Genomic DNA, 13,021 nt, shown 5'->3' with positions numbered 1-13,021 from the left:
CCAGTTTTTTTCGGTTAGGGCGCACTACGGGATTGTGATAGTGTTATCCTCATTAACGGGATGCGATCGCGAAAACAGCGCAACTATGAACCTTCCGCCATCACCATCCCCATCAGTGCGATCGCGGAGGCATTATAATCAATCGCATATTCGTTCGTGGCATAAGATCGCTCATCATCTAAATAACTTAGCGGACCCAATCCTTTCGGGGCAATTCCATCCTGGGCTTCTGCATTCGCCCCCCCTACCATTAACCCGGGAATCACCGTTTTTTTCGCTACAGCAACTCGGTGATGGACATTGCGGACTGAATTTGACCCCACAGTCGTAACAAAGGATAGATTAAAATGATTGCGCCCCAACAAATAATCTAACTGATCTACCGCCGCCTGAAAATACTCTTGATTTCCAGTTAGTTTATAGGCATAAAACAAGGTAATCCCCTCCTCCGCCACCATCTTATTCGACGCCCAGATAAACTTATCAATTGCCAAGCGATAACCACTACCATTCACCGTCTCCAGCAAACGATCTGCCCGTTCTAATAACTTCTGCTTCATTTGCGCCTTCAGATTCTCTGAACCTTGCTGACGCGGTTGCAGCAGATAATCTGCCATCCCCAAGGCTGAGGGATCTTTCCATTCAAATAAAGTATAAGACAACTCAGGAAGCTCTTGTTCTAAATACTCAGCAAAACTCGCCTCCCCTGTCGTAATCAACAATTCCGCCGCCGCCCAAAAACGATCATCTTTATCCGTCGTTAACGAGGCTTCCGTATCCCACTCTCCAGCCAGATATTTCCCCGAACCACTATCATCACCCTCAACCCAATCCACCCGCATAGAGGGTTCACTTTGCAAAAATTCCCAAGCTTTTTGCGCCGCTTTCAAATAATTCTTCGCCAATAACACATCATAGGCTGAATACACTCTCGCCGCCATTGCCAACGCGGCGGCGAATTTTGCTGTTTCTGGTGTAGAAATCCCATAAATATAGCGAGTTTGGATATCTTCATTCGGTAGAATCATGGGGGGCCATTCTTTCCCCGAAAGCTTCCGATAAACCGCACCATCACGCCGTTGCATGGTCACCATCCAATCCAATCCTACCTTTATTTCATCCAGCACATCGGGTCTGCCATTGCCACTTTCAGGAATCATTAATTGGCGGTCAGAAAATAACGATGGATATTGCTCATATAAACTTAATAAACGACCCACAGTTACCGCCGTTGGTCCTACATATTTGCCAAAATCGCCCGCATCATGCCAACCCCCTTGGGCGCGTTTCATTTCACCCCCCCGATGCATATCATCGGTATGAGCAAAGGTGCCATCATTTAAATGGCAGGGAGAATGACCAATCCCATTGATAGAATCTCGTATGGCTACCCCGCAGCGTTGTAAATAGTAGGAACGCAGCATTGTATTGAAGGCATCCTGATAAATATCCTGACCAATATCAAAGGGATAAGACTGAATATCTCCAGATTTCAGGTAATAGCGTCCGGGACGGTTGAATGCGGTAAAATCAACCTGTTGGATATTATCCTGACTGGCTGCATCTTGCATCGGTGCTGATAACTCCACCTCGAATACGGGGCGGTTATTACGGACGTTAATTAATTGGACTGGATTCGTGGCAGAATGAGGGGAATTGAGTAAAAAGGCTAATTTAGGACGGGTTGGGGAATATCCGACTTGATTAATCAACAGTTTAGTTAGATTATCTAAATTTACCGATTGCGCTTGTCCTTTAGCCCAGAATCCATAAACCATTGATATTGCCCAACCGAGGAAAAAACGTCTATCGATTTTCATGGCATCATTCCATCCCATTTATTTACAGATTTTAATCTGTAGACGCACCTTTAATTCCTGAAAAACACGTTCTGACACAAGGGTTTGAGAAGAGGGCAACCCGACGGTCTGTAGGGGCGGGTTTTACCGATAACATGCTCTTCAAAACGGGTAACGTATATAAACCCGCCCTGTTTCTGGAGTTGTTCATCTATACAAGTGAGTCGCCCCTATATTTGATTTTATACCTCCTTTGGCGGTTCAATTCCAAAAATTAATTTTCCACTATTATAAACCGGAATATGAGTGCCCTTGCCATTCCCGGCTTGTTCGATCATCTCTGGGTATGACCAGTCATTATTCATAGTCCAGATACCTGTTGGTGTATTGACCTGAAACTGGACATCTTTCTGATAATACGCTTCTCCCCCAGGATAAAGTTGAGTTCCGTCTACATCCACCTGGATATAGTAAATCGTTGGTGAATTTTGCCAAGGCGTGAGTCCAGATACCGTTATTCCTGATTCCGGACTGGTATTGACTTTGATATCCTTTGGGTTTCCTCCGGCTTCAATTACCTCACTAATATCAATAAAATACCGAAATGATAAATTAGGAATAATCCGGGCGGGCCAGGCGGATTGGTTATAAACGGTGGCTTGAACTTCCATCAAATTATCACTGAGTTGATTCCCTTGCGCCTCAACAAAAAATTCATTCTCTCGTTGTTCGGTTGGAGGAAAATTTGCTAATGGATTCCCCCCATACTTCTGATAGAGTTTCGCCACGGCTCCGGTAAATCCGGCATTATAATCTGTCGCCACTTCAGTCATCTTAAAATTAGACCGTTCATCGATAAAATTATCCTGCTGATCCGGTCCACCAACTAAGGCTCCATATAAAATATGCCGCGTTTCTTCCGGAGTTTCTTTACTATTTGCCCAAGAACCATGTGCTGTCCGATGATGGGGTTGTTTCGGTGGGTTATTGCCAAATCCGACTACATAACTTCGCTGATCTGGATTAGACCCTAACATGTAATTAATCTGCCGTTCGGCAAAGGCATGATACTTTCGTCGCGTCCAAGCCGAGTCTACTGAGTCCCCATAAATAAACGCTAAAAATGCCGTTTTTGCCGCATATCTCAACGAACCCCATTCATCCAGCCAAGCCAGTCCCCCTGGGGTATAGGAGACGTGTTTCCACTGACAGCGATCGCACCAATAGTCTAACCAACGTTCTGCGTCTTGTCGATACTTGTTTTTCCCGGTTAATTCAGCTAATAATACATAACTCCCATAAGATTTATCATCCCAGGTATGCGTCCAATTATAAGCGAGAGTTGCATTGGGTTGATCCCTTAACTGCTCATAATACCTTTCAGCTTTCTGTAAATACTCTGGCGCTTGGGTTGCTCGATAAAGCCATGCAGCGCCCCAAACCAGTTCATCAGTATAACCACTGGATTTATAATACTCCGCCGCCTCAGTAATACAATCTGAATAGTTGCCCGGATATTGCTCGGCAAAGTCATAGAGTTCCTGGGCATGTTTTAGCAACCTTTGGGCATAATTCGCCTCGGTTTCTTGAAAAACCATTGCCGAAGCTGCCATCGCGGCGGCGGTTTCTCCTGCTAAATCCGAACCCGAACAAGTGGCATCAATTTTATAGGAAGGACGCTCCATCGGCATCACCTCCGCCGCTCCCCACCAATCATGATCTAAACTCCCTTTACCCACCTGACCCCACAACACTGTTGGCGCAGGATGGGCTTTAATAAAATAGTCATTAACCCAGCGCAAATTATCCAGCATGGCGTTATATTGACCACTTTGTTTATAGGCGTCTTCGTATTCAATGACTCCCCAAGCCAGAAGCGTGGTTGAAGCTGCCATGGGAAAGCCAAATTTTAGATGATCGCCTGCATCATACCAGCCTCCAGTTAGGTCAATCCCATTATCCGCACCATCAGTTAATGCTGAATCCCCCCGCCATTCCACCCGATTATTGGCAGGGAGTTTTCCGGAACGCTGCACATCATAAAAATAGACCGCTTTCTGCAAAACTTCTCCGTAATTGTACTGATTTCCGGCTAGAGAGTCTTGACCGAGAATATTGAATACTCCAAAAATAAAATAGTGAAGGCAGTTAAATGTTAAAATAAAGACCGTCAGCAAAAAAATGATCAGGAATTTAATCAGAGTGCGGGCTTTAAACATAACGTTGGGGTTAACCAGATTACTCTAATGCTAGCTTAGCTAATTCCTGAAGCTGCCCGATAATTCCCTCAATTGCTAATTTTTTATTAAATCTTTAATCAAGATATATTTCACTCAACAAAGAAAAATCCCTTGAGCCAACCTTTAGACTAGCTAGCGCGGCGCGGCTTCAAATACCTACCCGTTAACAAGATAAGAAAAAGCAGATACCCTAAACAAGTGCAGATCTCTACCTTATGCCTTCACTAAGACACACCACTATTTTTCCTAAACGGTGTGCTATTCGGATCTACCTTTATCCCGAATAGCCGTCCGGATAGTGTAAAACGACGCCTGGGGTAGGACTTACGCACAGACTCTGTAGGGGACGGCTAGGACGCGGGAGCAACCTGACGCCTAACCTGACGACAAGCGATGATTGACACCGCTTGACATCTTCAAGAAACTGGAATACTCTCTACCGCCTCTATGGATGGCAGAATGTTCCAGGCTTGGGCGACAATATCACTAAGCCAGCGGCGTTGTGCCTGATCTAAGACACTATCTTCTGCAAGCACTTCGGCGGTAAGCTCGTCTAGGGACTGTCCCTGAGAACGAGCAATCTGAATGACACCGGCAATTGCCGCTGCCACTAATTCTTCGTTCACTGGTTTTTGACGGAGAGCCGCCATTTCTTGAGGACTAACTGGGATGGGATAATTCATGGCGAGTTAACAAAAGCACCCTAATTGACTGAAAATGAGAAGAGTGTAAACTTTTTTTACTAATATTAAACCAATCAGTATCCGGAAGTGTAGCGTATTTTGCTTTAACTCACCTCCGTTATCTTGCCTAATTCCTCAGCGAATCAGATCACTCCGATGAAAGAACTGCTCTACGTAGAAATACCGAACCCCGATACCGAAGCTGTTCGCACCTGGTTGCAGCAGGACTGGCACTTTGGGCTGGGGAAGAAAACTATAACCCCTGATGGTATCCTGGTAAAAATTGAACCTGCGCCTTTAGCCAATTCATCTACACCGATAAGGCTTCCGATTCCGGAAATCTCCATTTTTGTTTGGTCGGTGCAGCGAACCACGTACTTGAAAGCCTTTCGCGGTTGCGATCGCGCGATCGCGGGAGAACGGCAATTGCTCCAGAAGCTGACTGCGGATTTACGCGGTAAGTTTCCCTACCACTATCCTGAACCCCCAGAGGTTGATTTATCCCAACAGTCTATCTTTGAGGCGCTGGCGCCCTACTATCCCCAGACGGTTCATTTCTTCCAAAAAATGCCCAAAGGGGAATATGACCTCAACCGCGTCTATTGGTGGGAGAAACGATGGCGCGAAGGAGTGCTATATCCACAACAGCCTAAACAAGTTGTGTTTAAGACAACCGAGGAACCGACACAGCTTCGAGGAAGCAGCCGATCAAAGTCCACCTATGACCTGATTTACATCGGTGGCGCCCTAGGAGTCATTCACGCCGCTGTGATGGCACAACGGGGGTATCGAGTCCTACTGGTAGAACGCTTACCCTTTGGGCGCATGAACCGAGAGTGGAATATTTCCCGGGCTGAGTTTGAGAGTCTCATCGATTTGGGGTTATTTACCCCCGATGAGTTTGAAGCCATGATCGCTAGAGAATATATCGATGGCTTCAACAAATTCTTTGATGGCAACAACCCTCCTCATCTAAAAGCACCTGTCTTACATACACCAACTGTACTGAATCTGGCAATTAATTCAGAGAAATTGTTACAACTATGTGGAGAAAAGTTACAAAAAGCCGGCGGCGACATCTGGGATGAGACAGAGTTTATCCGGGCGGAGATGACTCCAGAGGAAGTTGTCGTCAGTCTAAAGCATCTGCCCAGTAAAACCCCCCGACAAGCCACAGGACGGCTTTTAGTCGATGCCATGGGTACCGCTTCCCCCATCGCTTGGCAACTGAATGGTGGCAGGGCGTTTGATAGCGTCTGCCCTACCGTCGGTGCAGTAATTGCCAGTGGGTTTGATCCTGGGGTGTGGGATTCTAACTATGGAGACGTTCTTAATAGCCACGGCGACATCTCCCGGGGACGGCAGTTGATTTGGGAACTGTTTCCGGGAGCAGGGGAGGAACTGACAATCTATTTGTTCCATTACCATCAGGTGCATCCTGAGAACCCTGGCTCTTTATTAGAAATGTATGAAGACTTTTTTACAATTTTACCTGAATACCGCCGCTGCGACATGGAAAAGCTCCAGTGGAAGAAACCCACATTCGGCTATATTCCCGGACATTTTAGCCTAGATAGTCGCGATCGCACGGTGGCGTTTGATCGGCTGGTTGCCATTGGGGATGCGGCTTCCCTGCAATCGCCTCTGGTGTTTACCGGATTTGGTTCCCTGGTTCGGAATCTGGAGCGCTTAACCGACTTACTCGATACCGCCCTGCGGCATAATCTCTTGAGTGCCAAAGATTTAAACCAAATTCGCGCTCATCAAAGCAATATTGCAGTCACCTGGCTCTTTTCCAAAGGTATGATGGTGCCAACTGGGCGTCATTTGCCTCCCCAACGAATTAACGCCATGCTGAATACTTTCTTTGGGCTTTTAGCTGATGAACCGCCAGAGGTTGCTGATACCTTTATTAAAGACCGTTTTGATTGGTTAACCTTCAACCGACTGGCATTAAAAGCAGCTAGACGTAATCCTGCCCTGATTTTTTGGATTTGGGACATGGCAGGGGCAAAGGATTTATTACGTTGGCTGAAGAGCTACTTCACGTTTACTCGAAATGCTATAGTGAGTGGATTCCTTAAAGGGTGGTTCACTGATCTGATTCGTCGCTTACAACCGTGGATTGAAAATCGTTATCCCGCGCTATGGTTGCGACTGTTAGCCCAACATTATGCTATGACAACGGGTATGGGGCGTCCAGAACGGGTGCAGCGTGAAGCATCAAATCAGGATGAACTTGTGACCCATTCTGGTCACAAGAAAGCCTTTGATTCTTGAGGGTTCAACCCATGCAACTCTTACCCTATCATACCTTTACTCTGAAAACCCACGAGCCATTGCCGGATGTTATTGATAAGCTCAATGCTCACATTGAAGCGCCCAAAACATTTCGCTGGACTTTTTCTCGTAACCATGCACCTTATGCCGGAAGAATTTCCAGTGATGGGTTTGAGGTGCGGCGAATTATTCATTACCGCAACTCGTTTTTACCCACAATCCGAGGAAGATTTGAATCCGGCTCTCAGGGAACAGTGATTCGGATCACGATGAGGTTACATCCCTTAGTGATTGGGTTTTTAGTGTTTTGGTACTTCACCTGGTACAGCGCCACTATCCCACTATTTTTCTTTGGCATTTTTTCGGGAGATGTGGTTATAGTTGAAGGCTTGCTGTTTCTAGGATTACCGATTTTTGTATTATTGACCTTCTGGTGCGCGTTTTGGTACGAGGCAAATCGCAGTCGCCGCGAGTTAACTCAGATCGTTCGGGGAGAACCCCTTGATCCGCCAAACTCTAGTCATCGAATCCGTCGCTCTTGGTTAATCAGAGGAGTTTTGTTTGTGATGGTTTCTGCCAATATTTTATGGCATCTAGATGAGTTTTTTCCATCACTGAAACGGGACACACAACCTGTAGTGTTGAAGTCTTGTTATGACAATTCAACAGAGTCTCCCTACTGCAATTTCTCTGTCTTTCGTACCTTTACGGGACATGCAACTGCTTTGGCTATTGTCATCAGTGCTGATGGAAAAACCCTAATCAGTGGTGGAAAAGATAAGGCGATTAAAGTTTGGGACTTGCCAACTGGAGTATTGAAAAAAACACTACAGAGTGATTCCGGTGTGATTCAGGCTCTTGCGATCGCGCCCAATGGTAAAGTAGTTGTTAGTGGTAGTGGCGATCGCATGGTTCGGATTTGGAATATGACCACTAACCAGCCTGCTCAAACCCTCGCGGGACATACTGAGACTATCCATGGGGTTGAGATTTCATCCGACGGAACGACAATTATTAGTCGCAGTCATACCGAAATTAAAGTCTGGGATTTGGCAACGGGTCAGCTAAAACTAACCTTACCCAATTCGCCGTCTACTGAAATCAAAATTGGTCCTGTTTCAATCGAAGACAACTCACCACGTTTCCATCCTCATGTGATTAGTTCTAATGGCAAAACAGCACTGGTTCAATTGGGTGTGGGTGGCAAACTTGTGGCGTGGAATTTACTCACTAATCAGCAAATTATCCTCCAGAAAAAATGGTCTGACGGTTTTGGGTATATGCACTCGGCGCACATCAGTGGGGATGGGAAGACAGCCGTGACAATTTACTATCGCCAACCCGTGACGGATTTGAGGGTATGGGATTTAACGACGGGAATGCTGAAAGCCGAAGGACGTGTGTCTTCGACGAGAAACTCTTTTTGGTATGATACCTTTGTTCTCAGTCGCGATCGCATTATTGGCAGTACCGATGAAGGGATTAAGGTGTGGAATCTACAAACAGCGGAGCTAGAAGCCACCTTAGAACATGAAAAAATGAGTGATTTGGTGGTTAGTTCAGATGGCAAACTCTTAGCTGGAATAACCGAAAGTTCAGAGAATCAAGAGTCCAAAATTAAAGTCTGGCGGCGTCCCTAAAATCGAGTATTCCCTAGACGAAATCATCAATGTAATCATTATTGTATCTGCTGGACAAATTGCTCTATGGGTTTGCTGTGGGGGTAGAGGCGCCAATCCGAACAATTCCAGAGTCTCTTTTGCCCGTTGCGATCGCGCTCAAAAATCCTCTCAACACGAATGTAGGGAGGATTGCTCATGAGCCAGACGGGAGTGTATGGTTAATAACGTCTAGGTGAACTGCTGACTCAGCACCACAGGGTTGTGAACCGTGATTTTTTTCTTTTGAATAGAAATCATTTGATCAGTTCGCAGATCCCCCAGTAGACGAGTGACGGTGACTCGTGTAGAGCCAATCGCTTCCGCGATCGCTTGATGGGAAAGCTTCAGGTCAATGGTAATCCCATCCTTGCCAGGAACGCCGAAGTCACGACAGAGAATCAATAAAAAACTGACCAAGCGAGATCCCATATCCCGGTGAGCTAATGTCTCGATCATCATTTCCGTCTGTAAAATCCGCGAGGACAATCCCTGTAGCATCAACATCGATAGCTCTGGGTTGTCCTTGAGCGCTTGCTCTACCTGATCAATCGGAGCCGAAAGCAATTCAACTGGGGTAAACGCCACCGCGTGGTAAAAGCGATCAGAGCGGTGACCTGTAATCAAGGACAATACCCCAAAGACACTATTTTCCCGCAACAAGGCAACTGTAATTTCTTCCCCCGCTTCATAAACCCGGGAAAGCTTCACAGCTCCTTTGATCAAAAAGTAGACCCGTTCAGCGGGATCTCCGGGAAAAAAAATAGTTTTGCCCCGCTCAAAGGTTTCAACAACGGGAGGAAATGAGCTTCCGCCGATTTGACGGAACACAGCAGCCAACGGTCTATCTTGCATTACGACCATATCTATTACCCTTGCGCCAAAGCCTTATTGACTTCTAAGTGGTCGCCGATGAAGCTTGAGACTCCAAAATCGGCTCAATGAACGATCCCTATATTGTATTCAAGAATACTTAATCTGAGTCCCAATAGGTTTTTTGTACCAATTGTTACATAATGAAGTGAGATGTCAACGGACATCTGACGAGTTGAGTTGATAGTTAACGGTTTGGCGTTATCATACAACGAACATCGCACCTCACGGTTATTTTTTTACGAATTGTTCTATTGTCTTGAAACATTAAGATACCTATGCTGAATTTGACGGGAAAGAATGCCCTGGTGACTGGGATTGCCAACAATCGATCAATCGCCTGGGGCATAGCCCAACAGTTGCACCAAGCTGGCGCCGAGTTGGGGGTCACTTATTTACCCGATGACAAGGGGCGCTTTGAGAAGAAAGTTGGAGAGTTGGTAGAACCCCTCAAGCCCAGTGTCTTCTTACCCTGTAACGTCCAAGATGATGCCCAAATCGATGCCACCTTTGAGGCGATTGAGAAGCAGTGGGGCAAACTTGACATCCTCATCCATTGCCTTGCATTTGCCAACAAAGAGGATTTATCCGGAGAGTTTAGCCAAACCTCGCGACAAGGGTTTACAACAGCCTTAGAAATTAGTACCTATTCCCTAACCCGATTAGCCGCCGCTGCTAAACCCTTAATGAAAGAGGGGGGAAGTATCGTCACTATGACCTATCTTGGGGGTGTGAAGGTGATCCCCAATTACAATGTCATGGGAATCGCCAAGTCTGGATTGGAGATGAGTGTCCGTTATCTAGCCGCCGAATTAGGACCAAGTAATATTCGCGTCAATGGGATTTCCGCAGGTCCAATCCGCACCCTGGCGTCTTCAGCCGTGGGCGGCATTTTGGATATGATTCATCATGTGGAGCAGGTAGCACCCCTACGGCGAACGGTTACTCAGCTAGAAGTTGGCAATACAGCCGCCTTTTTATGTAGTGATCTCGCTAGTGGGATCACGGGTCAAGTTTTATATGTCGATGCTGGATATGAGATCATGGGCATGTGATATCTTCCCACGGTAGTCAAATGCAGCAATCCGATCCCAGAGACTATCAGATTCTGTTTCTCTCACTCTTCCTGGTATTGGGTATTGGTACGAGAGATTGGACATTACAGCCTCAGTTCATTGGTGTTGCGATCGCGACTTGTTTGCTGACCCAGTATATCAGCATCAGGCTTTGGTCTATCTCCCAGGGAAATAAGGCAGATGAGGAATTCACTCAAAACCATGCTCTCGAACGCCGTGAAGAGTCCACACTCAACACTTCCCCAATATCCCTCAAAAGTGCCATGATTACCGCATTAGGATTAAGTTTACTCCTGCGAGTCGATCACTACAGCACGATGATCTTGGCGGGGGCGCTGGCGATTTTAAGTAAATTTCTGTTTCGATTCCAGGGCAGACATTTTTTTAATCCGGCTAATTTTGGCATAATTTCAGTTTTAATCCTTACCAAGGATGCCTGGGTTTCTCCAGGACAGTGGGGAGAGGAGGGCTGGTATGTCTTATTATTTGTCGGGACTGGGGGCATGATTTTAAAACGGGTGGGGCGTTGGGATACAACGGCGGCTTTTTTCAGCGCTTATGCTTTACTCGAAGCCTTTCGCAATCTTTGGTTGGGCTGGACCTGGGATGTATGGGCGCATCGGTTGATGAGTGGCTCGTTCTTATTGTTTGCCCTGTTTATGTTAACTGATCCCCGCTCCATTCCCAATGCTAGGGTGAGTCGTTTACTCTGGGCTGTCAGTATTGCGATTTTAACCTTTATTCTGCGGAATCATTTCTTTATGTCTACGGCGGTTTTCTGGGCGTTATTTGCCCTTTCTCCCCTAACCCTGATTTTAGATTGGATTTGGTCATCACCGCGATTTGTTTGGAGGTTTCACGGTGATGGGTGAGGAGGGAAATTCAACAAACACCCAGGTTAATAAATTCTTTGTCCCAATGAGGAAATAATGAAAAAGCTAGTACAGGTATTACTTGCGTTATTCTTGGCAGTTTTTGCCATTATGATATTTGCGCCAAAAGCCTTGGCTTTTTGTGGATTTTATGTGGCGAAAGCGGATACAAAGCTTTACAACCAAGCCTCTCAAGTGATTATCGCACGGGATAGCGATCGCACGATTTTGACGATGGCGAATGACTATCAAGGAGATGTTAAGGATTTTGCCTTGGTTGTGCCTGTTCCTGTGGTTCTAGAACAAGAACAGGTACAGGTAGCAAACCCGAAGATTATCGAACGACTGGATGGGTTTAGTGCGCCGCGATTGGTGGAATATTTTGATCCGAATCCCTGTATACCGATGCCCGTATTTCAGCCGGAAGCTGTATTGAGAGGGGCAGCATCAGCAGACGAGTATGGGGGAAATCGGGGAGAGAGTGCTTTAGGCGTTACGATAGAATCTCGTTTTTCGGTTGGCGAATACGATATTTTAATTCTTAGTGCCAAAGAATCGGATGGGTTGGAAACCTGGCTGAGGCGTAATGATTATCGCATCCCTCGTGGTGCTAGTCGGCTACTGCAACCTTATATTCGCCAAGATATGAAGTTTTTTGTGGCGAAAGTTAATCTGAAAGAATTTGCAGCTGGGGGTTCTCAATTACTCCGCCCTTTACAGATGGCGTATGAATCGCCGCGTTTTATGTTGCCGATTCGTTTGGGGATGATTAATGCCACAACTGAGCAAGATTTAATTGTGTATATTTTATCCCCCAACGGTCAAGCAGAAGTTACTAATTATCGCACTGTGCAAATCCCGTCTAATGCCGAACTTCCTGTTTTTGTTAAGGATGAGTTTGCTCAGTTCTATAAGGATATGTTTCAGACGGCGTATGAGCAAGAAAGGAAAAAAGTGGCATTTCTAGAATATGCCTGGGATATGGGATGGTGCGATCCCTGTGCGGCTGACCCTTTAACTCGGGAGGAATTAGAGCAAGCGGGTGTGTTTTGGTTGAATGGGAATGCGCCCAATAATGTGTTTATTAGCCGTTTACACGTCCGCTACACTCGTGATACATTTCCTGAAGATTTAATGTTCCAAGAAACGGGAAGTCGGCAAAATTTTCAAGGTCGATATGTACTGCGACATCCTTACACCGGGGAAATGAATTGTCCCGCCGCTGATGAGTATAAACGCTCTTTGAATCAACGATTTGAACAGGAGGCGCAGACGTTAGCCAAGCTGACGGGATGGCAAATTGGGGATATTCGCCAGAAAATTGATTTTCCTGGGACTAAACCGAATCGCTGGTGGCGCAGGATTTGGAATTGACGAGGGCGTGATAGTTATTTATAGGGTTCTGATCCAGGATAATATAGAGAATCAGTGTCTAAATACTGCATTGGATTTTAAATCAGACTTATAAATTGACCAAGGATTTACTCTCAGAGTATGTTTATGAACAGAAGAAAGGGGAAAAAGTTACTCTCGGCTGCTC

General features: G+C 46.0%; 10 protein-coding genes. 5 read left to right on the top strand and 5 right to left on the bottom strand.

What is annotated here, in order from left to right; genetic code table 11:
* Nucleotides 1-83: 83 nt before the first annotated feature.
* The 3 genes from ACLGGO_RS06895 to ACLGGO_RS06885 all read right to left on the bottom strand — a co-directional run bounded on the left by ACLGGO_RS06895 (nt 84) and on the right by ACLGGO_RS06885 (nt 4,722).
* Nucleotides 84-1,820 carry a glycoside hydrolase family 9 protein gene (locus tag ACLGGO_RS06895; RefSeq protein WP_446418748.1) on the bottom strand — a complete coding sequence of 579 codons (1,737 nt, stop codon included), beginning with the start codon at nt 1,818-1,820 and terminating at the stop codon, nt 84-86.
* Nucleotides 1,821-2,041: 221 nt separating this feature from the next.
* Nucleotides 2,042-4,018, bottom strand: a complete 1,977-nt coding sequence (locus ACLGGO_RS06890) for a glycoside hydrolase family 9 protein (RefSeq protein ID WP_446418747.1) — start codon at nt 4,016-4,018, stop codon at nt 2,042-2,044.
* A 437-nt stretch (nt 4,019-4,455) separates the two neighbouring features.
* Nucleotides 4,456-4,722, bottom strand: coding sequence for a hypothetical protein (locus ACLGGO_RS06885; RefSeq protein ID WP_446339381.1), 267 nt, complete (start codon nt 4,720-4,722; stop codon nt 4,456-4,458).
* Nucleotides 4,723-4,878: 156 nt separating this feature from the next.
* On the opposite strand from ACLGGO_RS06885, the gene ACLGGO_RS06880 reads away from it, so the two are divergent.
* Both ACLGGO_RS06880 and ACLGGO_RS06875 read left to right on the top strand, forming a co-directional pair.
* A complete protein-coding gene (locus ACLGGO_RS06880) occupies nt 4,879-7,002 on the top strand; it encodes an NAD(P)/FAD-dependent oxidoreductase (protein ID WP_446418746.1) in 2,124 nt (707 codons plus the stop codon).
* An 11-nt stretch (nt 7,003-7,013) separates the two neighbouring features.
* Complete coding sequence (locus tag ACLGGO_RS06875) at nt 7,014-8,642, top strand: WD40 repeat domain-containing protein (RefSeq protein ID WP_446418745.1); 1,629 nt, start codon at nt 7,014-7,016, stop codon at nt 8,640-8,642.
* Between the two features lie 38 nt (nt 8,643-8,680).
* Here ACLGGO_RS06875 and ACLGGO_RS06870 read toward each other — a convergent pair whose 3' ends face one another.
* Both ACLGGO_RS06870 and ntcA read right to left on the bottom strand, forming a co-directional pair.
* Entirely contained in the window at nt 8,681-8,821 is a 141-nt protein-coding gene (locus ACLGGO_RS06870; RefSeq protein WP_446418744.1) for a hypothetical protein, read from the bottom strand.
* Between the two features lie 31 nt (nt 8,822-8,852).
* The gene (gene ntcA / locus ACLGGO_RS06865) at nt 8,853-9,524 is read right to left on the bottom strand and encodes a global nitrogen regulator NtcA (protein WP_446339378.1); all 672 of its coding nucleotides are present in this window, start codon (nt 9,522-9,524) and stop codon (nt 8,853-8,855) included.
* A gap of 287 nt (nt 9,525-9,811) precedes the next feature.
* Between ntcA and fabI the strand changes: the two genes are divergently transcribed.
* From fabI to ACLGGO_RS06850, 3 genes are read left to right on the top strand one after another with little or no spacing between them, the layout of a single operon-like run.
* Complete coding sequence (gene fabI, locus ACLGGO_RS06860; protein ID WP_446339377.1) at nt 9,812-10,588, top strand: enoyl-ACP reductase FabI; 777 nt, start codon at nt 9,812-9,814, stop codon at nt 10,586-10,588.
* A 20-nt stretch (nt 10,589-10,608) separates the two neighbouring features.
* A complete protein-coding gene (locus ACLGGO_RS06855; RefSeq protein WP_446418743.1) occupies nt 10,609-11,481 on the top strand; it encodes an RnfABCDGE type electron transport complex subunit D in 873 nt (290 codons plus the stop codon).
* Nucleotides 11,482-11,538: 57 nt separating this feature from the next.
* Nucleotides 11,539-12,855: a DUF2330 domain-containing protein gene (locus tag ACLGGO_RS06850; RefSeq protein ID WP_446418742.1), complete on the top strand. Its 1,317-nt coding sequence runs from the start codon at nt 11,539-11,541 to the stop codon at nt 12,853-12,855.
* The last annotated feature ends 166 nt before the right edge of the window (nt 12,856-13,021 follow it).

It is taken from the genome of Coleofasciculus sp. (assembly GCF_046565525.1).
In the GTDB taxonomy this organism is placed as follows: domain Bacteria; phylum Cyanobacteriota; class Cyanobacteriia; order Cyanobacteriales; family Coleofasciculaceae; genus Coleofasciculus.
The sequence above is the reverse complement of the archived record's forward strand: the minus strand, read 5'-3'. Positions and strand labels throughout refer to the sequence as shown.